24 protein-coding genes are annotated in these 23,730 nt (G+C 62.3%); 19 read left to right on the top strand and 5 right to left on the bottom strand.

What is annotated here, in order from left to right:
* The first annotated feature begins 2 nt into the window (after positions 1-2).
* From infA to dsbD, 8 genes are all read left to right on the top strand, one after another.
* Positions 3-221 (top strand): translation initiation factor IF-1, encoded by a 219-nt coding sequence (infA, locus tag FNZ07_RS31710; RefSeq protein ID WP_004521905.1) that lies wholly within the window; start codon positions 3-5, stop codon positions 219-221.
* Between the two features lie 20 nt (positions 222-241).
* The gene (rpmJ, locus tag FNZ07_RS31705) at positions 242-358 is read left to right on the top strand and encodes a 50S ribosomal protein L36 (RefSeq protein WP_004199844.1); all 117 of its coding nucleotides are present in this window, start codon (positions 242-244) and stop codon (positions 356-358) included.
* A gap of 41 nt (positions 359-399) precedes the next feature.
* Complete coding sequence (gene rpsM, locus FNZ07_RS31700) at positions 400-765, top strand: 30S ribosomal protein S13 (RefSeq protein ID WP_091019643.1); 366 nt, start codon at positions 400-402, stop codon at positions 763-765.
* 28 nt (positions 766-793) lie between these two features.
* Positions 794-1,198: a 30S ribosomal protein S11 gene (rpsK, locus tag FNZ07_RS31695; RefSeq protein WP_091019645.1), complete on the top strand. Its 405-nt coding sequence runs from the start codon at positions 794-796 to the stop codon at positions 1,196-1,198.
* Positions 1,199-1,344: 146 nt separating this feature from the next.
* Entirely contained in the window at positions 1,345-1,968 is a 624-nt protein-coding gene (gene rpsD / locus FNZ07_RS31690; protein ID WP_091019647.1) for a 30S ribosomal protein S4, read from the top strand.
* Between the two features lie 124 nt (positions 1,969-2,092).
* On the top strand, positions 2,093-3,070 hold the full coding sequence (locus FNZ07_RS31685) for a DNA-directed RNA polymerase subunit alpha (RefSeq protein WP_091019650.1): 978 nt from the start codon (positions 2,093-2,095) through the stop codon (positions 3,068-3,070).
* Positions 3,071-3,212: 142 nt separating this feature from the next.
* On the top strand, positions 3,213-3,608 hold the full coding sequence (rplQ, locus tag FNZ07_RS31680; protein ID WP_091019652.1) for a 50S ribosomal protein L17: 396 nt from the start codon (positions 3,213-3,215) through the stop codon (positions 3,606-3,608).
* 281 nt (positions 3,609-3,889) lie between these two features.
* Positions 3,890-5,770, top strand: a complete 1,881-nt coding sequence (gene dsbD / locus FNZ07_RS31670) for a protein-disulfide reductase DsbD (RefSeq protein ID WP_091019654.1) — start codon at positions 3,890-3,892, stop codon at positions 5,768-5,770.
* Positions 5,771-5,865: 95 nt separating this feature from the next.
* Here dsbD and hemB read toward each other — a convergent pair whose 3' ends face one another.
* Together hemB and yihA are read right to left on the bottom strand one after the other, a co-directional pair.
* The gene (gene hemB / locus FNZ07_RS31665) at positions 5,866-6,864 is read right to left on the bottom strand and encodes a porphobilinogen synthase (RefSeq protein ID WP_091019657.1); all 999 of its coding nucleotides are present in this window, start codon (positions 6,862-6,864) and stop codon (positions 5,866-5,868) included.
* A gap of 259 nt (positions 6,865-7,123) precedes the next feature.
* On the bottom strand, positions 7,124-7,774 hold the full coding sequence (gene yihA / locus FNZ07_RS31660) for a ribosome biogenesis GTP-binding protein YihA/YsxC (protein WP_091019659.1): 651 nt from the start codon (positions 7,772-7,774) through the stop codon (positions 7,124-7,126).
* A gap of 206 nt (positions 7,775-7,980) precedes the next feature.
* On the opposite strand from yihA, the gene FNZ07_RS31655 reads away from it, so the two are divergent.
* The 5 genes from FNZ07_RS31655 (at position 7,981) to msrQ (ending at position 14,046) form a co-directional block, all read left to right on the top strand.
* The gene (locus FNZ07_RS31655) at positions 7,981-8,634 is read left to right on the top strand and encodes a c-type cytochrome (RefSeq protein ID WP_091019661.1); all 654 of its coding nucleotides are present in this window, start codon (positions 7,981-7,983) and stop codon (positions 8,632-8,634) included.
* Between the two features lie 122 nt (positions 8,635-8,756).
* Positions 8,757-10,967 carry a cytochrome c biogenesis protein ResB gene (locus FNZ07_RS31650; RefSeq protein WP_091019664.1) on the top strand — a complete coding sequence of 737 codons (2,211 nt, stop codon included), beginning with the start codon at positions 8,757-8,759 and terminating at the stop codon, positions 10,965-10,967.
* 4 nt (positions 10,968-10,971) lie between these two features.
* Complete coding sequence (gene ccsB, locus FNZ07_RS31645; protein WP_091019666.1) at positions 10,972-12,189, top strand: c-type cytochrome biogenesis protein CcsB; 1,218 nt, start codon at positions 10,972-10,974, stop codon at positions 12,187-12,189.
* Positions 12,190-12,360: 171 nt separating this feature from the next.
* Positions 12,361-13,356 (top strand): protein-methionine-sulfoxide reductase catalytic subunit MsrP, encoded by a 996-nt coding sequence (gene msrP, locus FNZ07_RS31640; protein WP_091019910.1) that lies wholly within the window; start codon positions 12,361-12,363, stop codon positions 13,354-13,356.
* Positions 13,357-13,368: 12 nt separating this feature from the next.
* Entirely contained in the window at positions 13,369-14,046 is a 678-nt protein-coding gene (gene msrQ, locus FNZ07_RS31635; protein WP_091019668.1) for a protein-methionine-sulfoxide reductase heme-binding subunit MsrQ, read from the top strand.
* Between the two features lie 136 nt (positions 14,047-14,182).
* Here msrQ and lysA read toward each other — a convergent pair whose 3' ends face one another.
* Together lysA and lptM are read right to left on the bottom strand one after the other, a co-directional pair.
* Positions 14,183-15,445: a diaminopimelate decarboxylase gene (lysA, locus tag FNZ07_RS31630; protein ID WP_091019670.1), complete on the bottom strand. Its 1,263-nt coding sequence runs from the start codon at positions 15,443-15,445 to the stop codon at positions 14,183-14,185.
* 9 nt (positions 15,446-15,454) lie between these two features.
* Positions 15,455-15,793 (bottom strand): LPS translocon maturation chaperone LptM, encoded by a 339-nt coding sequence (lptM, locus tag FNZ07_RS31625; RefSeq protein ID WP_091019672.1) that lies wholly within the window; start codon positions 15,791-15,793, stop codon positions 15,455-15,457.
* A gap of 37 nt (positions 15,794-15,830) precedes the next feature.
* Between lptM and cyaY the strand changes: the two genes are divergently transcribed.
* Positions 15,831-16,148: an iron donor protein CyaY gene (gene cyaY / locus FNZ07_RS31620; RefSeq protein WP_091019674.1), complete on the top strand. Its 318-nt coding sequence runs from the start codon at positions 15,831-15,833 to the stop codon at positions 16,146-16,148.
* 44 nt (positions 16,149-16,192) lie between these two features.
* On the opposite strand, the gene FNZ07_RS31615 is transcribed toward cyaY, so the two are convergent.
* The gene (locus tag FNZ07_RS31615) at positions 16,193-18,595 is read right to left on the bottom strand and encodes a penicillin-binding protein 1A (protein WP_091019677.1); all 2,403 of its coding nucleotides are present in this window, start codon (positions 18,593-18,595) and stop codon (positions 16,193-16,195) included.
* A gap of 287 nt (positions 18,596-18,882) precedes the next feature.
* On the opposite strand from FNZ07_RS31615, the gene pilM reads away from it, so the two are divergent.
* From pilM to FNZ07_RS31590, 5 genes are all read left to right on the top strand, one after another.
* Positions 18,883-19,860 carry a pilus assembly protein PilM gene (gene pilM, locus FNZ07_RS31610; RefSeq protein ID WP_091019679.1) on the top strand — a complete coding sequence of 326 codons (978 nt, stop codon included), beginning with the start codon at positions 18,883-18,885 and terminating at the stop codon, positions 19,858-19,860.
* A 5-nt stretch (positions 19,861-19,865) separates the two neighbouring features.
* Entirely contained in the window at positions 19,866-20,540 is a 675-nt protein-coding gene (locus FNZ07_RS31605; RefSeq protein WP_143098174.1) for a fimbrial assembly protein, read from the top strand.
* A complete protein-coding gene (locus FNZ07_RS31600; protein ID WP_245811741.1) occupies positions 20,537-21,463 on the top strand; it encodes a hypothetical protein in 927 nt (308 codons plus the stop codon). Before FNZ07_RS31605 ends, FNZ07_RS31600 begins: the two co-directional genes overlap by 4 nt.
* The gene (locus FNZ07_RS31595; protein WP_091019684.1) at positions 21,460-23,085 is read left to right on the top strand and encodes a type IV pilus secretin PilQ; all 1,626 of its coding nucleotides are present in this window, start codon (positions 21,460-21,462) and stop codon (positions 23,083-23,085) included. Before FNZ07_RS31600 ends, FNZ07_RS31595 begins: the two co-directional genes overlap by 4 nt.
* A gap of 92 nt (positions 23,086-23,177) precedes the next feature.
* A complete protein-coding gene (locus FNZ07_RS31590) occupies positions 23,178-23,729 on the top strand; it encodes a shikimate kinase (protein WP_091019686.1) in 552 nt (183 codons plus the stop codon).
* The last annotated feature ends 1 nt before the right edge of the window (position 23,730 follow it).

The following is a 23,730-nucleotide window of genomic DNA, read 5'->3' as shown; positions in this document are numbered from 1 at the left end:
ACATGGCCAAAGACGATGTAATCCAGATGCAGGGTGAGGTCATCGAAAACCTCCCCAACGCTACCTTTCGGGTGAAGCTGGAAAACGGCCATGTCGTATTGGGACACATATCCGGGAAGATGCGGATGCACTACATCCGCATCCTGCCCGGCGACAAGGTGACGGTTGAATTGACGCCTTACGATCTGTCGCGTGCGCGGATCGTGTTCCGGGCGAAGTGATTTGAAAAAAGGGTAATATCATGAAAGTGATGGCATCGGTTAAGCGCATTTGCCGCAATTGCAAGATCATCAAGCGCAAGGGCGTTGTGCGGGTGATTTGCAGTTCTGATCCGCGCCACAAACAGCGTCAAGGCTGAACGCCGCGCTTTTGCTTGCGCTTTTTGTTTGAGGAAAAACAATGGCTCGTATCGCAGGGGTTAACATCCCGAACCACCAGCATACCGAAATCGGCCTGACGGCGATCTACGGTATTGGCCGCACGCGTTCACGCGACATTTGCGTCGCGTCTGGTGTGGCATTTTCGAAGAAGGTCAAGGACCTGAGCGACGCAGACCTCGAAAAGCTGCGTGAAGAAATTGGCAAGTTCATCGTCGAAGGCGATCTGCGCCGTGAAACGACGATGAACATCAAGCGCCTGATGGATCTGGGCTGCTACCGTGGCGTGCGCCATCGCAAGGGCCTGCCCCTGCGTGGTCAGCGTACGCGTACGAACGCCCGTACACGCAAGGGTCCGCGTCGTGCAGCGCAGTCGCTGAAGAAGTAAGCGGAATTGACAGTTACAGGAAAACGTAATGGCTAAGGCTTCGAACAACTCGGCGGCGCAACGCGTTCGCAAGAAGGTCAAGAAGAACGTCGCCGAGGGCGTGGTTCACGTTCACGCGTCGTTCAACAACACCATCATCACGATCACCGATCGTCAAGGCAACGCGCTTGCCTGGGCAACGTCGGGTGGTCAGGGCTTCAAGGGCTCGCGTAAGTCGACGCCGTTTGCAGCTCAGGTGGCAGCCGAATCGGCTGGCCGCGTGGCGATGGAATACGGCGTGAAGAACCTCGAAGTGCGGATCAAGGGCCCTGGCCCTGGCCGTGAGTCCGCGGTGCGCGCGCTGCATGGTCTTGGCATCAAGATCACCACGATCTCCGACGTGACGCCGGTTCCGCATAACGGCTGCCGTCCGCCGAAGCGTCGCCGTATCTAAGGCGCCGCGTTTGCTTGTGCCTGTTGCCGCCTTGGGCGTCGACAGGCTACTTGCGTTATTGAATTAACTAAGCCCACCGTTCGACCCAAAGGGTTCGGACTAGCGTGAATGCAAGTTCACGTGATCAATCATAGAAGGAATGCAAAGTGGCACGCTATATCGGCCCTAAAGCCAAGTTGTCCCGCCGTGAAGGCACTGACCTCTTCCTGAAGAGCGCCCGTCGTTCGCTCGCTGACAAGTGCAAGCTTGACAGCAAGCCTGGCCAGCATGGCCGCACCTCGGGTGCGCGTACGTCCGACTACGGCACGCAGCTGCGCGAAAAGCAAAAAGTGAAGCGCATCTACGGTGTGCTCGAACGCCAGTTCCGCCGTTACTTCGCTGACGCTGACCGTATCAAGGGCAACACCGGTGAAAACCTGTTGCAACTGCTCGAATCGCGTCTCGACAACGTCGTGTATCGCATGGGCTTCGGCTCGACGCGCGCTGAAGCGCGTCAGCTCGTGGGCCACAAGGCGATCACGGTGAACGGCGTCGTCTCCAACATTCCGTCGATGCAAATTAAGGCTGGCGACGTCGTGTCGGTGCGCGAACAGGCGAAGAAGCAGGCGCGGATTCTCGAAGCGCTGTCGCTGGCCGAGCAAGGCGGTCTGCCGAGCTGGGTCTCCGTCGATTCGAAGAAATTCGAAGGCACGTTCAAGCAAAAGCCGGAACGCAGCGACATCGCTGGCGATATCAACGAAAGCCTGATCGTCGAATTGTATTCGCGGTAATCGGATTGACGGCCGGGGCGCCCTGATTGCGCTGAGCAAGGGGGCGGCTCGGCTGTTTATTTTCAGGTTGTTACCGGTCAGCCTTATCGGTGTAACGAGCCGAGGGTATTGAAAAGGAAAACCTATGCAAACCAGTTTGTTGAAGCCCAAGATCATCGCTGTCGAATCGCTTGGCGAGAGCCACGCGAAAGTGGTCATGGAGCCGTTTGAACGCGGCTATGGCCATACCTTGGGTAACGCGCTTCGGCGCGTGCTGCTGTCGTCGATGATCGGCTACGCGCCGACCGAAGTGACGATCGCAGGCGTCGTGCATGAGTACTCGACGCTCGACGGTGTGCAAGAGGATGTCGTCAACCTGTTGTTGAACCTCAAGGGTGTCGTATTCAAGTTGCACAACCGTGACGAAGTAACGGTCACGCTGCGCAAGGAAGGCGAAGGCCTCGTTACCGCCGGCGATATCGAACTCGCCCACGATTGCGAAGTCATCAACCCTGACCACGTCATCGCGCATCTGTCGAAGGGCGGCAAGCTCGACGTGCAGATCAAGGTCGAAAAGGGCCGTGGTTATGTGCCGGGCAACGTGCGTCGCTATGGCGAAGAATCGGCCAAGATCATCGGTCGTATCGTGCTGGATGCATCGTTCTCGCCGGTTCGCCGCGTGAGCTACGCCGTGGAAAGCGCGCGTGTCGAACAGCGTACCGACCTCGACAAGCTCGTGATGAACATCGAAACCAACGGTGTGATTTCGCCGGAAGAAGCGATCCGCCAATCGGCGCGCATCCTCGTCGATCAACTGTCGGTGTTCGCTGCGCTGGAAGGCACGGAAGCCGCTGCTGAAGCACCGTCGCGTGCACCGCAGATCGATCCGATCCTGCTGCGTCCGGTGGACGATCTCGAGTTGACGGTTCGTTCCGCGAACTGCCTGAAGGCCGAGAACATCTACTACATCGGCGATCTGATCCAGCGCACGGAAAACGAGTTGCTGAAGACGCCGAACCTGGGCCGCAAGTCGCTGAACGAGATCAAGGAAGTACTCGCTTCGCGCGGCCTGACGCTCGGTATGAAGCTGGAAAACTGGCCGCCGGCTGGTTTGGACAAGTAAATCGCACGCTGTACCGCGACTGGTAAAGACGCGGATTTTCCTTTAAAATCCGCGTCTTGCCTTTTTCACTACCGGCCCGTGCTTCCGCAACATAGGAAGCGATAGAAGAGCTGGACCAAAACTTTGAATCGAAGGAACTGAAATGCGTCACCGTCATGGTTTGCGGAAACTGAACCGCACGAGCAGCCACCGTCTGGCAATGCTCCGTAACATGTCCAACTCGCTGATCGAGCACGAAGTCATCAAGACGACGCTGCCGAAGGCGAAGGAACTCCGTAAAGTCGTCGAGCCGCTGATCACGCTCGGCAAGAAGCCGTCGCTGGCCAATCGTCGTCTGGCGTTCAACCGCCTGCGCGACCGCGACTCGGTGGGCAAGCTGTTCGACGTGCTCGGTCCGCGTTTCGCGAACCGTCCGGGCGGCTACCTGCGTATCCTGAAGTTCGGTTTCCGCGTCGGCGACAATGCACCGATGGCGCTGGTCGAACTGCTCGATCGTCCGGAAACCCCGGAAGGCGACAACGTTACTGAAGCAGAATAAATTCTGCAGCCGCAGTCGCTCAGTCGAGTCGAATCTGCGGCAACGAATTGCACTGAAAAGCCAGGCTCACAATGCCTGGCTTTTTTGTTGATGCGGATCGGTTACATGCCTGTTTTCGCCCTATACGGCGCGACCGATAGCCGCACTGGCCGCGAGCGGGCGCACAGCATCAGGTGTTACGATTACGGCACCCGATTTCAGTTGCTCTTCAAGACCAGTGCGGTTCGCGCGCTGGAGCTGGAGCACTTCATTCAGACGCGTCATCCCACCACGCCCCCTTCATGTTCAAGCGTATTGACCGCCGATCGAGCCTCGCAACATCCGTCGTCGCACTGCTGCTTTCCTGTCTTGCGTTGATCCTGATGTCGACGGGTGCCGCGCGCGCCGCCGACGATTTCCTCGATCCCGCCGTTGCATTCAGCTTCAGTGCAAGCGAACAACCCGGTGTGGTCGACGTGCACTACAAGATCGCCGACGGTTACTACATGTACCGCGAGCGTTTTGCCTTCGCGGTGAAAAGCGGTACCGCCACGCTCGGCGATCCGCAGTTGCCGGCCGGTCATGTGAAGTTCGATCAGACGTTCGCAAAGAATGTCGAGACCTATCGCGGTGATCTGACGATCCATATTCCGGTTAAACAGGCTGCCGGCGGTTTCGATCTTGCCGTGACGTCGCAGGGCTGTGCCGATGCGGGCATCTGCTATCCGCCGATGGAGCGTGTCTATCACGTGAGCGGCGCTGCGCTCCACGCTGCGGCGGCCACCACCGCTACGACGCCTGCGTCGCCATCGGCAGGGCCGCAGGGCTCGTGGTACGAACGCGCGACGAGCGCCGACTATGCGCAATCGCTGCTCGAAGGCGGCGGTTTCTTCACGATCGTCGGCTTGTACTTCATCGCGGGTGTCATATTGAGCCTGCTGCCGTGTTCGTATCCGATGATCCCGATTCTGTCCGCAATCATCATCGGTGAAGGTGCGCGGGTTACGCGCTCGCGCGGCTTCTCGTTGTCACTCGCCTATGTGATCGGGATGGCGCTCGTCTATACGGCGCTCGGCATTGCCGCTGCGCTGATTGGCCAGAGCCTCGGCGCGTGGCTGCAGAACCCCTGGGTGCTCGGCGTCTTCGCGGTGCTGCTCACGGCGTTTGCACTGACGTTGATCGCCGGTTTCGATATCGCGTTGCCGCAGCGCTGGCAGGACGGTGTATCGAAGGCATCGCAGGGGCGCTCGGGCGGCAAGTTCGCGGCCGTCGCAGTGATGGGCGCGCTTTCGGCACTCGTCGTCGGCGCATGCATGACCGCGCCGTTGTTCGCCGTGCTTGCGTTCATTGCGCATACAGGAAACGCATGGCTCGGCGGGGCCGCACTGTTCTCGATGGGCATCGGGCTTGGCGTTCCGTTGTTGATCATCGGTCTCGGTGCGGGGACGCTGTTGCCGCGTGCCGGTGCCTGGATGGATGGCGTGAAGGTGTTCTTCGGCGTCGTCTTGCTTGCGGCTGCGTTGTGGATCGTCTGGCCGGTGCTCGGTGGGACTGCACAGATGCTGCTGAGCGTGTTGTGGCTACTCGTCGCCGCAGCGGGGCTCGGTTTGTTTTCGGCGCAGGCGGCTGGTGGTTCGATCTGGCGTGGCCTCGGGCGCGGGCTCGGTGCGGCGCTGGCGATCTGGGCCGCAGTGCTGCTCGTCGGCCTGGCAGCGGGATCGACCGATCCGCTGCGGCCGCTCGCCGTTCTCGCGGCTCGTGGCGCAGCGGTAGGGGGCACGGCAGGCGGCGCGCAAGGCGCACAGGCAGCGCAGAACGATCTGATCTTCGCGCCGGTCCGATCGTCGCAGCAACTCGATCAGGCGGTCGCCGCAAGCAACCAGCCGGCGATGCTCGATTTCTACGCTGACTGGTGCGTGAGCTGCAAGGAAATGGAGAAGTTCACGTTCAGCGATCCGCGCGTGCAGGCGCGACTCAAGCAGATGGATCTGCTGCGGGCCGACGTGACCGCGAACAATCCCGACGACCAGGCGCTGCTCAAGCGCTTCAAACTGTTCGGGCCGCCGGGCATTATTTTCTTCGACCGTAGCGGGAAGGAAGTGCTGCGCGTCGTGGGTTATGAGTCGGCGGATGTGTTTCTGCGCAGCCTCGATCGTGCTGCGACTCCGCAGCCGCAATCGTGAGTGGTACTGCGCAAGCAGTAGATAAAAAACAAAGGCGCTGATCAGCGCCTTTGTTTTTCCACATCCGCACGACCGCGTCGTGCGACCTGCGCTAACTAGCCCTGAGCCCGCAACAGCCGCGCCGCATCAAGCGCAAAGTACGTCAGCACACCATCAGCGCCAGCCCGCTTGAACGCAAGCAGCGCTTCCATCATCGCCTTGTCGTGATCGAGCCAGCCGTTCTGCGCCGCAGCCTTGAGCATCGCGTACTCGCCGCTCACCTGGTACACATAGGTCGGAAAGCGGAACTCGTCCTTCACGCGCCGCACGATGTCCAGATACGGCATGCCGGGCTTCACCATCACCATGTCCGCGCCCTCGTCGATGTCTGCCTGCACTTCGCGCAGCGCTTCATCGGTGTTGGCCGGGTCCATCTGATAGGTCATCTTGTTGCTCTTGCCCAGATTCGTCGCCGAGCCGACTGCGTCGCGGAACGGACCGTAGAAGGCCGACGCGTACTTCGCCGAATAAGCCATGATCCGCGTATGGATGTGGTCGTCGCTTTCGAGCATCTCGCGGATCGCGCCGATGCGCCCGTCCATCATGTCCGACGGCGCGACGATATCGACGCCGGCTTCCGCTTGCGCGCGAGCCTGATCGACGAGGATGTCGACAGTTTCATCGTTGATCACGTAGCCGTTTTCGTCGAGCACGCCGTCCTGGCCATGGCTCGTGTACGGATCGAGGGCGACGTCCGTCAGGATGCCCAGTTCGGGGAAGCGTTTCTTCAGCTCACGCACCGCCCGCGGGATCAGGCCGGCTTCGTTGGTCGCTTCGCGGCCGTCGGGTGTCTTCAGCGACGGTTCGATGGCCGGAAACAGCGACAGCACCGGGATGCCCAGCGCAACGCATTGCTCGGCGACGCCCATCAGCAGATCGACCGATACGCGTTCGACGCCCGGCATCGACGGTACGGCCTGTTTCTGGTTGTTACCCTCGACGACGAATACCGGGTAGATCAGGTCGTTGGTGGTGAGGATGTTCTCGCGCATCATGCGGCGCGAGAAATCGTCGCGGCGCATGCGGCGCGGACGGTGATGCGGGAAGAAACTCATGGCGAATATCGTAGAGGTGACAAAAAGGATCTACTGCTGGATCGGCTGCGAGGCCTGCGGCGCGCCCTGAAAACGCTTTTTGAGACAATGGTATATCATACCGATCGAGCAAGGCGCCATGCGCTGACCTCCCCGCTTCTCCTCCCTGAGCGGGTGCCTGTCGTTTTTCGATTAGGCTGTTTCGCCCGCCGTCACATAGCGGCGGGTTTTTTTATGGGCGATCGAAAAACGCTGCGGTCAGACTGAGGTCGGTCTGACGTCAGGCATCGACCCCCACGGAAGACTCGCCCGGTATGAGCCAGCTCTCGATCAGCACATGCGCCTCGTCCAACCCGATCCGCTTCAGCGACGAAAAGAGCTGGGCGCTCAGTTCGCCTCGATAGCCGGCCGCCTTGTACTCCGCGAAACCCTTCTGTGCAGCCCGCAGCGTGTTGACGCATTCCTGACGCGTCAATTTGTCGCACTTCGTCAGCAGGGCGTGGATCGGTTTGCCGGTCGGCGCAAACCATTCGATCATGCGGCGGTCCAGCTCGGTCAGCGGGCGCCGTGCGTCCATCATCAGGATCATGCCGCGCAGCTGTGCGCGCGACTGCAGGTAGGTCGAGAGCAGGGCCTCCCAGTGGGCCTTGGCCGCACCTGGCACCTCGGCATAACCGTAGCCGGGCAGGTCGACCACATGGGCGACCGGCTCGTCCGCAGGCCCGACAGAGAAGTAATTGATATGCTGCGTGCGTCCCGGCGTCTTGCTGGCGAACGCCAGTTGCTTTTGATTGCACAGCACATTGATGGCCGTCGATTTACCCGCGTTCGACCGTCCGGCGAAGGCAATCTCAGGCTGAGGCGTTGCCGGCAGATCGCGTAAATGATTGACGGTAGTGAAGAAACGGGCTTGGTGGAGCAGAAAGGCCATGGAGGAACCAGGAGATGAGACGCGACGGAACCCGGATTGGGGCCGGGACATGCCCGACTGGCGTCTTAGCGATTAGCGAGTTATTGTACAATACGACGGTTTACTGAATACCAGCGAGGCCAGTGCGCGCGTCTTTGCAAGGTTGTTCGGTCACCGTCGTGTTTTGCAAAACATCTAATTCCCACAAGACGAGACAGGGTGTGCGAATGAATCGACTGGGCAAGTTTCTGGTGGTACTTCACACAGCAGCAGGTCTTTCAGTTTTCGCGGCACAGGCAAGAGCAGCAGATCCGGCAAAGCCGGACGCCAACAAAGGGCAGGTCATCGCGACGCAGGTTTGCGCGGCATGCCATGCAGCAGATGGAAATAGCGCCGGCGGTGCATATCCAAAGCTGGCGGGCCAGCATCCCGAGTATCTCGTCAAGCAGCTCAAGGATTTCAAGACGCAGCCCGGTGCGACGAAGCCCGCGCGTAACAACGCGATCATGGTCGGCATCGTGGCTGGGCTGTCCGACCAGGACATGGTCAACGTAGCAACGTATTTCTCCGAGCAGACACCGAAGCCGGGTTTCGCGCACAACAAGGACACGGTTGCGCTCGGTCTGAAGATTTATCGCGGTGGTATCGCCGAGAAGGGCGTACCGGCATGCGCAAGCTGTCACGGTCCGACCGGTCAGGGCATTCCGTCGCAGTATCCGCGGTTGTCGGGGCAATGGGCCGACTACACCGTGGCGCAGTTGACCGCGTTCCAGCAGGGTCCGGGTGCGCGGAACAACAACGAGGCGATGCATACGATCGCATCGCGTCTGTCGGATAGCGAGATCAAGGCAGTAGCCGATTACATCGCGGGCTTGCACTAAACAGCGGTCCGCACGCAAGTGCAGCCGGCCCGGCGAGGCCGGTGAAAAACAAGAAAAGGGTGGGGGCGTCGCGCCCATAGCGACAGCCCTCCACCCTTTTTTGCTGTTCAGTCGGAGTTTGAATGAGCGTCACCACGTCGGGTTTGCAGTTGAAGTCGGGTCAGCGGGTCGTCCGTCGCACAGTCGAACTGCTGAGTTCGATGCGCTTTGCGATCGCCTTGCTCGTGATCCTCGCGATCGCCAGCATCATCGGCACCGTACTCACCCAGGACGACCCGTACCCCAACTACGTCAACCAGTTCGGCCCGTTCTGGGCGGACATTTTCCGCTCGCTGTCGCTGTACAACGTGTACAGCGCGTGGTGGTTCATGCTGATTCTCAGCTTCCTCGTCGTATCGGTGTCGCTGTGCGTGATCCGCAACGCGCCGAAGATGCTGGCCGACATGAAGAGCTGGAAAGACAAGGTACGCGAAGGCAGCCTGCGCGCGTTCCATCACAAGGGTGAATTTGCCGTTAGCGGCACGCGGGCGGACGCGACCGCGCTGCTGGCGCGTCTGTCCGGCAAGCTCGGCTACCGGTTCGTCACACGCGAGAGCGAAGGCGCAACGTTGATTGCGGCGAAACGCGGCGCGCTGACGAAGATCGGCTACATCTTTGCGCACGTTGCGTTTGTGGTGATCTGTATCGGTGGGCTGCTCGACAGCAATCTGCCGATCAAGCTGCAGATGCTGCTGTTCGACAAGACACCGGTTCGTGGCAACACGGTCATCAACGACATTGCCGCCGAGCACCGTCTCTCGCAGACCAACCCGACATTTCGCGGTTACGCGTGGGTGCCGGAAGGACAGTATGTGTCGACGGCGATCCTGAACCAGCAGGACGGCTCGCTGATCCAGGATCTGCCGTTCTCGATCGAGCTGAAGAAGTTCATCGTCGACTACTACTCGACGGGCATGCCGAAGCTGTTCGCGAGCGATATCGTCGTGATCGATCACAAGACCGGCGAGCGGATTCCGGCGCGCGTCGAGGTGAACAAGCCGTTCACCTACGACGGCGTATCGATCTACCAGTCGAGCTTCCAGGACGGCGGCTCGCAGATGCAGATGACCGCCTATCCGATGGTGGGCGGCACCACGAAGACGATGCCGTTTAGCGGCACGATCGGCAATTCGGCGCCGCTTTCTCCCACGATGCCTGGCGTGAACGGCCAGACCGTCGAGTTCGCCGATTTCCGTGCGATCAACGTCGAGAACATCTCGGACGGCAGCGGGATGAACGACGTGCGCGGCGTGAGCGCTCACCGCACGCTGAAGGAAGCGTTCGACGAACGGCTCGGCTCCGGTGCGAAGACATCGAAGCCACTCGATCTGCATAACGTCGGCCCGTCGGTGCAGTACAAGGTCCGCGGCAAGGACGGCCAGGCGCGCGAGTACAACAACTACATGCTGCCCGTCGATGTCGCCGGCGAACGGATGTTTCTGGCCGGCATGCGCGTCAATCCCGACGATCCATTCCGCTATCTGCGAATTCCCGCCGACAGCGGCGGTACCGTCAACGAGTGGATGAATCTGCGCGCGGCGTTCGAAGACCCGGCGCTGCGTGCCGAAGCCGCGCGTCGTTTCGCGGCGCGCTCGGTGCCCGAGGCGAACCGCGATCTGCAGGAACATTTGCAGGAAAGCGCCGTGCGCGTGCTGACCTTGTTCGCCGGCGCCGATAGCAGCATGGGCCAGACGTCGACCGGGCAGGACATGGGCGGGTTCCAGGCGGTGGCGGGCTTCATCGACCGCTCCGTGCCGAAGCCCGAGCAGGAAAAGGCCGCCGGACTGCTGCTGCGCATGCTGGAAGGCGCGACGTGGGACCTGTGGCAACTGTCCCGGGCCCAGGCCGGCGAAGCACCGGAAACACCCACAGCGGACAACAGCCGCTTCCTGCAAAGCGCGATCAACGCGATATCCGACAGCTTTTTGTATGGTTCGCCGGTCTATTTGCAGCTGGATTCATTCAAGCAGGTGCAAGCTTCGGTATTTCAGCTGACGCGCGCACCTGGCAAAAAAGTCGTGTATCTTGGCAGCCTGCTCCTCGTGCTAGGCATCTTCTCGATGTTCTACGTCCGCGAACGAAGGCTGTGGTTCTGGCTCAGAGATACCGATCGCGGCGTCAACATCGTCATGGCAATGTCCAGCGCCCGCAAGACACTCGATTTCGAAAAAGAGTTTGTCCAGACGCGCGACGCGGTCGGTGCGGCGCTGGGCGCCAAACCGACCGACGCATCCGGCCCAGCCGGCGCCTCCACGGCGCCGCAGCCCTCAGGCTCACCCGATTCGACCCGGTAAGAACATGGATTTAACTCAATCTCCCACGTCCCCATCGCGCCCCGCGGCAACGCCGCGGGCGAGCACGCCCGCCACTCCGGCAACCGATCCGGCGCTGTTCGACGAGCGCCCGTTCCTGAAACGCCTTGGTACCACCGACTGGCTGTTCGCACTCGCGCTGGTCGCGGGTGCGGGCTTCGCGCTGTGGCGGTACCACCCGTTCATGAACTACTACGACAAGCTGATACTGGTCTGCGCAGTACCGGCGATGATCGTACTCGGCTGGCGCTGGAAGCCGGCGCGCCTGCTGATGGCCGGCATCGCCGTGCTGTCGCTGTTTGCGATCCAGACCTATCACGGCGATCTGGCGCGAGCCGACACCGCGTTCTTCCTCAAATACTTCCTGTCGAGCCAGTCCGCGATCCTGTGGATGAGCGCGCTGTTCGTGCTCGCCACGCTGTTCTACTGGATCGGTTTGCTGTCACGCTCGCCTACGGGCGGCTCGATCGGTTCGCGGATGACGTGGGCCGCGGTGCTGATGGGGTTCGTCGGACTGATGGTGCGCTGGTACGAGTCGTACCTGATCGGCGCGGACGTTGGCCACATTCCAATCTCGAACCTGTATGAAGTGTTCGTGCTGTTCAGCCTGATCACGGCGCTGTTCTATCTGTACTACGAGCGCCACTACAACACGCGGGCGCTCGGCGCGTTCGTGCTGCTCGTGATCAGCGCGGCCGTCGGTTTCCTGATGTGGTATTCGATCGCCCGCGACGCGCAGCAGATCCAGCCGCTCGTTCCCGCGCTGCAAAGCTGGTGGATGAAGATTCACGTGCCGGCCAACTTCATCGGCTACGGCAGCTTTGCGCTGTCGGCGATGGTCGGTGTCGCGTACCTCGTGAAGGAGCGCGGCGTGCTGGCGGACCGGTTGCCGCCGCTCGATGTGCTCGACGACCTGATGTACAAGTCGATCGCAGTCGGTTTTGCGTTCTTCACGATCGCGACCATTCTCGGCGCGCTGTGGGCCGCGGAAGCTTGGGGCGGCTACTGGAGCTGGGACCCGAAGGAAACGTGGGCGCTGATCGTCTGGCTGAATTACGCGGCGTGGCTGCACATGCGGCTGATGAAGGGCCTGCGCGGCGCCGTGGCGGCCTGGTGGGCGCTGACCGGCCTGCTGGTCACGACCTTTGCGTTCCTGGGCGTGAATATGTTCCTGTCGGGCCTGCATAGCTACGGCAAGTTGTAAGATCCGCCGCGCTGCAACGACTATCAAACCGCCGGGTGCGTTGCACCGGCGGTTTTTTTATTCAGGCGGTGGATGATTCGGGACCTTCCCGGCGTTCACTACAGCATGACCCCTGCATTGGCGGGTCGAACGGACATCGACGTGGCGCGCGGCGCCACTGGGAGCGGCAACATGTGGATCAGGCGAACCGGCAGCATGGCCCTGCGTGGCGACGACATCGCGCGCGGCGACATTACGCCACAGCAGTTCTTCGAAAACCGGCGGCGCGTGCTGCAAGTGGCGGGGGCCGCGGCGCTCGGGGGGTTGATCGGGGTAAATGGCGAAGCGCTCGCGGCGTACACGTCGCCGGATAGCCGTGCGCAGAAACTGGCCGCGAAGACGAACCCGAAGTTCGTCGTGACGGACAAGGTGACGCCGTATAAGGACATCACCACCTACAACAACTTCTACGAATTCGGCACCGACAAGGGCGACCCCGCTGAAAATGCCGGCACGCTGCGTCCGCGGCCGTGGCGCGTGAGCGTCGAAGGCGAGGTGAAGAACGCGAAAGTCTATGACATCGATGAGTTGCTGAAACTCGCGCCGCTCGAAGAGCGGGTTTACCGGCATCGATGTGTCGAAGGTTGGTCGATGGTGATTCCGTGGATCGGCTTTTCGCTGTCCGAGCTGGTCAAGCGCGCACAACCCACTGGCAACGCGAAATACGTGCAGTTCATCACGCTGGCGGACCCGTCGCAGATGCCCGGCCTGTCGCAGCCGATCCTCGCGTGGCCGTATTCGGAAGGATTGCGGATGGACGAGGCGATGAATCCGCTCACGCTGCTTGCAGTGGGCGTCTACGGCCAGGTGCTGCCGAACCAGAACGGTGCGCCGATCCGCATCGTCTTGCCGTGGAAGTACGGGTTCAAAAGCGCGAAGTCGCTGGTGAAAATCCGCTTCGTCGAAAAGCAGCCGTCGACGAGCTGGAACACCTACGCGCCGCAGGAGTACGGCTTCTATTCGAACGTGAATCCGAACGTCGATCATCCGCGCTGGAGCCAGGCGACCGAGCGGCGCATCGGTGAGGACGGGTTCTTCACGCCGAAGCGCAAGACGTTGATGTTCAACGGCTACGGCGACCAGGTCGCGTCGCTGTATCAGGGGCTCGACCTGAAGAAGAATTTTTGAGCGGGGCGGGCTATGCAATCCGATACACCAACCGCGTCACCTCCCGTCCGCGCTGCTGCGACACGTACCGCAGCTAACGGGAATCGCTGGATCGTGCCGGCAAAGGTCGCGGTGTTCATCGCCGCGTGGTATCCGCTCGCGCGCATCGTGTTCTTCGGCGTGACGGATCGGCTCGGTGCGAATCCGATCGAGTTCATCACGCGCTCAACCGGCCTGTGGACGCTCGTCTTCCTGTGTCTCACGCTCGCGGTCACGCCGTTGCGCAGGCTCACGGGCGTGACTGCGCTGGTGAGGTTTCGCCGCATGCTCGGCCTGTACGCGTTCTTCTACGCGACGCTGCACTTCACGACGTACTTCTGGTTCGACAAATGGTTCGACGTTGCGGCGATTCTGAAGGACATCGTCAAGCGTCCTTTCATCACGGTTGGGTTTGCCGCGTTCGTGCTGCTCATTCCGCTTGCTGTCACGTCGCCGCGCGCAATGGTTCGCAGGCTGGGACGTCGGTGGCAGAGCTTGCATCGTGCGATCTATCTGATCGGTGCGCTGGCGATCCTGCATTTCTGGTGGATGAAGGCCGGCAAGCACGATCTGCTGCTGCCGAAGATCTATGGCGCGATTGTGGTGGCGTTGCTCGGCTGGCGGTTGCTTGTGTGGTTTAGGGAGCGTATGGCGCGACGGCGCTTACCGTGATCAGCGAGCAAGCTCGACCCGCGGCGTGATTGAAGAGTGCGTGCGGCACCGATGCAACCAATAAAAAAGGCGATGCCGTTATAAGCATCGCCTTTTTTCATGCGGCCGGCCCGGATGGACCGTACTCGCATCGTACTCACTCCGGCAGGATCGCTTCGCCGGCAAACAGTTGCGCAATCTGTTCCCGCTCGCGCACCAGATGCACCGCGTCGCCATCGACCATCACCTCGGCCGCGCGCGGACGCGTGTTGTAATTCGAGCTCATCACGAAGCTGTACGCTCCCGCGGAGCGGATCGCGAGCAGATCGTCGGGGAGCAACGCCAGTTGTCGCTCGCGGCCCAGCCAGTCGCCGCTTTCGCAAACCGGACCGACCACATCGTAGAGTTGCGCCCCCGTCGCGCGTTGCACGACCGGCTCGATCAGGTGATACGCACCGTACATCGCGGGACGAGCCAGATCGTTCATCGCTGCGTCGACGATAGCGAAGTTCTTTTCCTCGCCCGGCTTCAGATACTCGACGCGCGTCAGCAGGATGCCCGCGTTGCCGACGAGCGAGCGGCCCGGTTCGAAATACACTTCGCGATGACCGTGACCGCGCGCATCGATGCGATCGAGCACCGTACGCACGAACTCGCCGATATCCGGCGGCGTTTCATCGGCGTAGGTGATACCGAGTCCACCACCGACATCGATGTGCCGGATCTTCACGCCGTCCGCTTCGATCTGTTCGATCAGCTCGAGCAGCTTGTCGACCGCATCGAGATACGGCGCGATCTCGGTGATCTGTGAGCCGATATGACAGTCGATCCCGACCACGTCGAGATGCGTCATCGCTGCCGCCGCGCGATACGTGGCGCGCGCTTCGTCGAAGGCGACGCCGAACTTGTTCGACTTCAACCCCGTGGAAATATACGGATGCGTCTTCGCGTCCACATCGGGATTCACGCGCAGCGACACAGGCGCAACTTTGCCCAACGCACCGGCAACCGCATTGAGCCGGTCGAGTTCGGGAATCGATTCGACGTTGAAGCATTTCACGCCGGCCGCGAGGGCCTCGCGCATTTCGCTTTCGCTCTTGCCGACACCTGAGAACACGGTGTGTTCTGCCTTGCCGCCGGCGGCCAGCACGCGCGCGAGTTCACCGATCGACACGATATCGAAGCCCGCGCCGAGACGCGCAAACACGTTGAGCACCGCGAGGTTGCTGTTGGCTTTGACGGCTACGTGAACGGTTGCGCGGCGGCCCACGCAGGCGCCTGCATACGCTTGCCAGGCTGCGGTCAGTGCAGCACGCGAATAGACGTACAGCGGCGTGCCGAACTGCTCGGCGAGCGAAATGGCGGACACGCCTTCGACGTGCAACACGCCGTCGACATACGCGAATGCGGAACGAGTCATGCGAAAGTCTTACTCTGTGGTTTGCGTGCCGGAGGATGCCGGCAAGGCTGTAGACGGTGTGACCGCGGACGCTGCCGAGGCCGGCACGGCATCCGACGCGGGCGGGTTGCTCAGCTCGGTATCGGGCGACAGCGACAGTGGCGTACCCGACGTGTCGGGCACGCTACCCGTTTGCGCGGCAGATGCAGCATCCGCGTTGGGTTGCTGGGTCTGCTCGACGGGTTTGGGCGGCAGAGGCGGCACGGTAGGCAAATAGAGCGCGCCGCGTTGCCCGCAGCCGCTCAGTGCGCCACCTGCGAGAATGGCCAAAGCCGCTACAATCGCGCTCATCCGAAAGACGACTCGCATGAGACTGTCCCTGAATAATCAATCGCTGGAGTTTAGCATGTCCGACAACGAATACCTGACCCGCGCCGAGGCCGCACTGGCCGCTGTGGAGCGCACGCTCGACGACTCGAATGCCGATATCGAGTTCGAGCGCAGCGGTAATGTCCTGACGCTCGAATTCGAGAACGGCACGAAGATTATCGTGAATCTTCAGCCGCCGATGCGCGAGATCTGGATCGCCGCGAAGGCCGGCGGTTTTCACTTCCGCTTCACCGATGGCGCGTGGCGCGATACGCGCAGCGGCACCGAGTTTTTCGCCGCGCTGTCGGATTACGCGACGCAGCAGTCCGGCGAGGCGGTTCATTTCGAACCGTAACGCCGGCTGCACGCCGCGCAGCGCAGCGGTTGCACGGCAGCAGCCTAGTGCCCGCGGAACAGATTCATGATGTCCTGCTTTTCCTGCTCGCCGACCTGTTCCGGCGCAGCGCCGGGCATTGCGCCGCTCGCTCCGGCATCCAGCGACGCCTGGCTCACGCCGACCGTCGCGACGAAACCGTGGCCCGGCGTGAAGTCCTCGAAATACAGCTCGTCGCCGAGCGTGACGACGCCGTCGGGCACCGGCATCCGGTATTCCGGTACGCCTTTCAACGCATTGGCCATGTACTCGATCCACACCGGCAGTGCGAGCCCGCCGCCGGTTTCGCGATCGCCGAGGCTGCGCGGATTGTCATAGCCGATCCACGCGATCGCGGTCAGCGTGTGCTGATAGCCGGCAAACCACGCGTCGCGCGAATCGTTGGTCGTGCCTGTCTTGCCGCCGAGATCCGTACGCTTCAGAACGTTCGACTTCGCGCCGGTGCCGCGTTGCGCGACGCTTTGCAAGAGGCTGTTCATCACATACGCGTTGCGCGGTTCGATTGCGTGCGGCGCGCTTTCTCCCGCGATGAGCGGTTGCGCATGCGCGACCACGATGCCGTGCAAATCGGTCACTTCGGCGATCAGATACGGGTTCACGCGATAGCCGCCGTTCGCGAACACCGAGAACGCACCGGCCATCTGCAGAGGCGTGACCTGGCCTGCACCGAGCGCCATCGGTAGATAGGCCGGATGGCGATCGGCGTCGAAGCCGAAACGCGTGATGTATTGCTGCGCGTATTTCGTGCCGATCTGGTTGAGAATCCGGATCGATACGAGGTTCTTCGATTTCTGCAGCGCCGTGCGCATCGTCATCGGACCATCGAACCCGCCCCCGTAATTCTTCGGCTCCCATGCCTGGCCGCCGGTTTCCGCCGCGCTGAAAAAGAGCGGCGCGTCGTTGATGATGGTGGCGGGCGCGAGACCCTTCTCAAGCGAAGCCGAATAGATGAACGGCTTGAAGCTCGAACCGGGCTGACGCCACGCCTGTGTCACGTGGTTGAACTTGTTCTTGTTGAAGTCGAATCCGCCGACCAGCGCGCGAATCGCGCCGTCCTGCGGTACGACCGACACGAAGGCGCCTTCCACCTGCGGCAACTGCGTGATGGTCCAGTTGCCGTCGTCACCCTTGACGACGCGCACGATCGCGCCCGGTCGTACGCGCTGGTTCGGCTGCGCGCGCGGACCGAGTGCAAACGACGCGAAGCGCAGACCGTCGCCTTGCAACGTTGCGACGTTGCCGTCGATAAAAGTGACCTGCACCGCTTTCGGATTCGCCGCCGTTACCACCGCCGCAATGATTTCTCCGTTGTCCGGATGTTCGAGCAGCGCGTCGTCGATGGCCTGCTCGCGGTCGTTGGCGTCGTCGGGAAGATCGATGAATGCTTCGGGGCCACGGTAGCCGTGGCGTCGCTCGTAGTCCATCAAGCCTTTGCGCAGCGCGCGGTAGGCGACGTCCTGATCGGCGGAATCGATCGTCGTCACGACGCTCAGGCCGAGCGTGTAGGCGTCCTCGCGGTACTGCGCGTACATCATCTGGCGCACCATTTCCGCGACGTATTCCGCGTGCACGCTGAACTCCTTGCCCGCGCCCTTCACGATGAGCGGCTGGTGGCTCGCAGCGTCGTACTGCTCCTGCGTGATGTAGCGCAACTCGAGCATGCGCTGCAGGATGTATTCCTGGCGCACCTTGGCGCGTTTCGGATTCACCACCGGGTTATACGCCGACGGCGCTTTCGGCAGACCCGCGAGCATCGCGCATTCGGCGAGCGTCAGGTCCTTCAGATCCTTGCCGAAGTAGACGCGCGCGGCACTCGCAAAGCCGTAGGCGCGCTGGCCGAGATAGATCTGATTCATGTACACCTCGAGAATCTGATCCTTCGACAGCTTCGACTCGATCTTGTACGCGAGCAGCATCTCGTAGATCTTGCGCGTATAGGTCTTCTCGCTCGACAGGAAGAAGTTGCGCGCCACCTGCATCGTGATCGTGCTTGCGCCCTGGGTGGCGTGGCCGTTGGTCAACGCGACAAAACCCGCGCGCGCGATACCGGTCAGATCGACGCCGCCGTGATCGTAGAAGCGCGCGTCTTCGATGGCGAGCACGGCTTTCTTCAGATTGTCCGGCACATCCTGGATACGCACGATGTCACGGCGCTCTTCTCCGAATTCGCCGATCAGCACGTGGTCGGCGGTGTAGATGCGCAGCGGTACCTTGGGCCGGTAATCGGTGAGCGCGTCGAGCGACGGCAGATTGGGTGTCGCGACGACCAGTGCGTAGCCGAGCACGAGCGCAACGCACATGATGCACGCCACGATAAGGCCCACCAACCCGAGGACGAGTTTGAGCCACAGCGGACGCTTGCGCTTTTGCGGCGCGGGCGGCGGAGAGGTGGGAGACGAGGATTGCATATGAACACCAAAAAACAGTCCCGCGATTATAGCCGCCCGATTCGTTTGCTTTCGACATGCTTACTTTGTGGGCTGCTTCGTCCATTCTTTCGCGTCGGGATAGCTCAACTGTAGTCGCTTTGCGGTCCGCTGCGGCGTGCCGTGTGAGTCGTTCCTGTACGGGTCCCTGCGTAGTCCCTGTACGCATTGGCCATCCGGCCGAATGTCGCATGCAGCGTTCGCTTTGCAGAATGTCTTCCGTGATCCGCGCACGAATGGTTCGTCGCGGCAGCCAGGACGGGGGCGCGATGGCATTCAGAAATTCGTTGTTGTTACCGGCGCGGCGCTTTGCGGCCGGCATCGATGTGGGCTCGCTGTCGCTGCGCCTCGTCGTCTTGAGTTCGCGTTCGCGCCGCGACGGCGTTGTGCGGCTTGAACACGTCGCGATTGCGCCGCTCACGGCCGGTGCGATGGCGGGCGCGGAGATCGTCGATCGCGCCGCGGTAGCGCGTGCGCTGCGCGATCTGTTCGCCGGATTGCCGTCCGTCTGTACTGCAGCGACGTTGCGTTGCGCGATGGGGTTGCCGGCGTCGGCGACCCTGATGGCGACGATGCCGCTCGCGCAGCTTGGGGCTGGCGCCGTGCGCTCGGTGCGGCGGCATGCGTTGGGCGAACTGGAGCCCACGGTGCTCGTCGAGGCAGAGCGGATCGCGGGCATCGAGCGACATGCGCTCGCGGTCGACTGGTTTATCGACGACGCGTCGCCTGAGCGGGATCGTGTGACGATCGCGGCGGCCGGACGAATGCATCTCGAAGCACGGGTCGAATGTGCGGCGTCGGCGGGTATCACGTTGACGGCGCTCGATAGCGAGCCGTTTGCCGCGTTGCGCGCATTGCGTTATGCGGCGGGGCGCGAACTCGGTGCGAACGAGCCTTACCTCGCGATCTGGATCGGCGCGGAAGGCGTTCACGGGTGGCGCATCGCAGGCGACGCGATCGACGGTGAAATCCGTTACCCCGCACCTGAATATGACGACTTCGCCGACGCATTGCGCGATCTCGCCGCGGACCATGCGTCGGGTTCCGTGTTGATCGGCGGCGAGGTCGATCTGCTCGATGGGATCGGCTTTTCTACCGCCGATGTCGGCGACGTGCTCGGTTGCACGACACTGCCGTTCGAATGCGCGACGTTCGGCGAGGGCGCGCATCCGTTTGCGCCTGAATTCCTGCATGAGCCGGCATGTACGGTCGCATTCGGTCTCGCGTTGCGCGGCGTGTTCGAATGAAGTTCATGCACGCTCTGTTTGACCGACCGGGCCATACGACGCCAGGCCACCCGTGGATCGGCGGATTCAATCTTGTGCCGTACCGTCGGCGCAACGCCGCATTGGCGCGACGTCGCTGTCTCGCCGAATGCGGTTGCGCGGTGCTGGCTGGCGGTGCATGCGTGTTGTTGCTGACCATGTACCAGAGCTGGCAGCGCACCGGTATCGAGGCGAACCGTGCATCGGTCGAGCGAACGCTTGTGCAACTGTCCGCGCCGCTCGCGGAACAGAATCGGCTGGCTCGCAGCGAAGCCGATGCGCGTTCGAGTGTCGTACACACACGAACGCGGGTCGTGCCGCTCGAGCGTCTGCTCGACATGCTCGATACCTTGAGTAGCGAACCGGCGGGCGGCGTCGTGTTGCAACAGCTGCGGCATCGCGGAGAAGCAACGGAGCTGCTTGCGAGATCGAGTGACCACGCAGCGGCGGCGGCGTGGATCGAGCGGCTCGACAGCGTGCGGGGTGCTGCGAGTGCGGAGGCGAGTGAGTTACGTCGACCGGCGAGTGCCGGGCGCGGAGCGAGCGCTATCGGCGACGGTAGCTTCGAATTCGGAGCGAACGTGCGGTGGATGAAACCGCTCGCTCCATCGGGCGGTGTTACGCATCGGCAGGTTGCATCACGTGCGGGAGGGACGCGATGAATCCGCCGATAACAGCGGGCATTGTCCCGTGGCGAAGCGCTGCAACGTCTCTCGACCACTGGCTGGACCGGTTGCGTGTGCCGCTCGAAGCGTGGAGCGGCGCGCGCCGGCTCGCTGTCGCACTGCTGGTTGCCGTGGGCGTGTTCGTACCGGGTGCACGTAGCTGGAGTGCCGTGGATCTGGGCGGCATCGCAGCAAGCCGCGTCGCACTCGATGACGCGCAGCGCCGCCTCGTATCGGCACGGCATGTACTCGCACAACTGCCTGCGTTACGCGCGCGCGTCGCGGCGAAAGCGCTGCACGGACAACCTGTGGTCTGGACATCCGCGGACGACGTGCGCGCATTTTCGCAACTCGCCGCGCGCAGCGAGCTCGTTCTCGTCTCGCTCGAACCGGGTGCCGCGAGTGGCGAAGGAATCGACGCGATGCGGTCCGTAAAGCTCGCTGCACGCGGCAATTTCGCTCAGATCATGAGGTTCGTGCATGGGTTGACGGGTTTGCCGGTGCTGGTTGTCCCCGCCGATCTGACGGTGAAGCGTCATGACGACGCGCTTGAAATCGCCGCGACGTTGCAGGTGTTCAGCAAGCTCATCCCCGTCGGCGCAGGGCGGGTGACGCCACAGGACGAGATGCTCGACGCGAGCGATGCGCCAATCGACCAGGATGTCGCGCTCCACGATCCTTTTTCGCCACAGCGGATTGGCGGTGTCGACCTGCCGGATGCGATGCGGTTGCGGCTCGTCGGTCTGCTGCGCGACCGCACGCATGGACTTGCACTGGTGGAAACAGCGCAAGGCACGCAGACCGTCGAACCGGGGCAATCGTTCGGCGAGCAACGCGTGACGAAGATCGACGCGCTCGGACTCGCGCTTGCGGCACGCGGTGAGGCTCATCTGCTGACACTTGCCGGGGAACCAGAATGAGCGTGATCTGCAAAACGAGGTATGTCGCGCTGTACGTCCTGATCATCACGAGCGTTATGGTCCCCGCAGCGCGCGCATCGTTACCGCCGCTGCCGGAGCACATGCCGCTCGACGATACGATCGTGCCGTTCGGCGTACCGCCGTTGCCGCGCGATGCGATCGGGGAGGTGGCGAATCCGTCCCAGCTAGACGGCGCGGAGCGTGCTGCCGCGAATGGCGGGGGTAGCGGGGATATCGGAAGCAGGGAGGCGCGTAGCGGCGAGATCGACAGCCCCGCGACGCCTCGTAGCGAAGCGGTACATTCGGGCGCCGCTCGCGATGTACTCGAGGGCCCACCGGTACCGTTGCCGCGCGCGCAACGGATCGCTACCGATGCCGCTACCGATACCGATGAGCCCGGGAGCGGCGTCCCCCCCGATCGCCCGATCACGATGCATTTCCAGAAGGCCGAACTGGGCGCGGTGCTAGATGCATTCGCGCGCTTTACCGGGCTCAATATCGTCTCGAGCGACCAGGTGCGCGGCACGGTATCGCTGCGGCTCGACAAGGTGCGATGGCGAGATGCGTTCGATACGTTGCTCGATGTAAACGGTCTCGCGATGGAACGCCGTGGCAACGTGATCTGGGTTGCGCCGCTCGCGCAACTGGCGACGCGCGAGCGTCAGCGGTTCGAAACTCATGCGCGCACAGCCGACCTTGAACCGCTCGCGAGCCGTGTGTTCGAGTTGCGCTATGCGCGCGCGGACGAAGTGCGTCGTCTATTGAGTGCGTCCGGCAACCAGCGTGTGTTGTCGAAACGCGGCGCGGTCATGGCCGACGCGCGGACCAACCTGCTGTTCGTCACCGATCTAGAAGCGCGGCTTGCACAGATCGCCGATGTGATTGCAATGATTGACCGGCCGACGCGACAGGTGCTGATCGAAGCGCGCATCGTCGAAGGCGAGCGAGGTTTTTCGCGCAACCTGGGCGCACGCATGTTGCTGGCGAATACGCACGAGAGCGGTTCAGGAATGGGAGTGGTCGGCGGCAGCGAAGGCAAGGTCGTCGATCTGTCGGCGCGCCCCCTTTCCGGGTTCGATGCCGCGACCGCGGGCCTGACGCTGTTCGCGGCGCAAGCCACCCGTCTGTTGAATATCGAGCTGAGCGCGCTCGAGGCGGAAGGGCACGGCGAAACCGTATCGAGCCCGCGTGTCGTCACCGCGGACCGCACGAAGGCCATTGTCGAGCAGGGCACCGAGCTGCCGTATCAGGCGAAAGTGGGGCAGGGTGTGTCCGGCGTACAGTTCCGCCGCGCGGGCCTCAAACTCGAGGTCGAACCGCAGATCACACCCGACGGCCGCGTCGTGCTGGACCTCGATGTGGCGAAAGACAGTGTCGGCGAACAGACCGCGGCGGGGCCCGCAATCAACACGAAACACGTGCAGACGCGTGTCGAAGTGGAGGACGGCGGGACGGTATCGATTGGCGGGATTTACGAGCAGGACGAGCGCGACGATGTGACGCGGGTGCCGCTCCTGGGCAAAATACCGGTTTTAGGTGCACTTTTCAGGCATCGGGCCCATCGCCAGCGTAACGGCGAACTGGTCGTTTTCATCACGCCACGCGTCGTGCATGCACCATGAGTGCTCCTGCCCGCCGCGGCCGCAGGCTCGACAAGGCAGTCGCTTTGCCAGTAAGCTGCGGCACGAACTACCGGATTAACCAGAGGATACCGTTGCAAGCGCGGGACGCAGACGCCAATGTCTTTTTTGTAGGGCTCATGGGGGCGGGCAAGACCACGGTGGGCCGGGCGGTGGCACGCCGGCTCGATCGCCCGTTCTTCGATTCGGACCATGAGATCGAGGCGCGCACCGGCGCACGCGTCGCACTGATTTTCGAACACGAAGGCGAGGCCGGTTTTCGCGACCGCGAGGCCCAGGTGATCGGCGATCTGACCGCACGCGAGAACATCGTGCTCGCCACCGGCGGCGGCGCGATTCTACGCCCCGAAAATCGCGAGGCGCTGCGCAATCGCGGTCTCGTGGTTTATCTGCGCGCCAATCCGCACGACCTGTGGATGCGCACGCGGCGCGACAAGAATCGTCCGCTGTTGCAGACCGACGACCCGAAAGCGCGTCTCGAAGCACTCTATGAAGTGCGCGATCCGCTGTACCGCGAATGCGCGCATTTCGTCATCGAAACCGGACGGCCGTCGGTCAACGGGCTCGTCAACATGGTCCTGATGCAACTCGAGCTAGCCGGCGTCACCCGGCATCCTGCGCCATAAT

The sequence above is a fragment of the Paraburkholderia megapolitana genome, from assembly GCF_007556815.1.
In the GTDB taxonomy this organism is placed as follows: Bacteria; Pseudomonadota; Gammaproteobacteria; order Burkholderiales; family Burkholderiaceae; genus Paraburkholderia; species Paraburkholderia megapolitana.
This window is presented reverse-complemented; position numbering and strand designations above follow the sequence as displayed.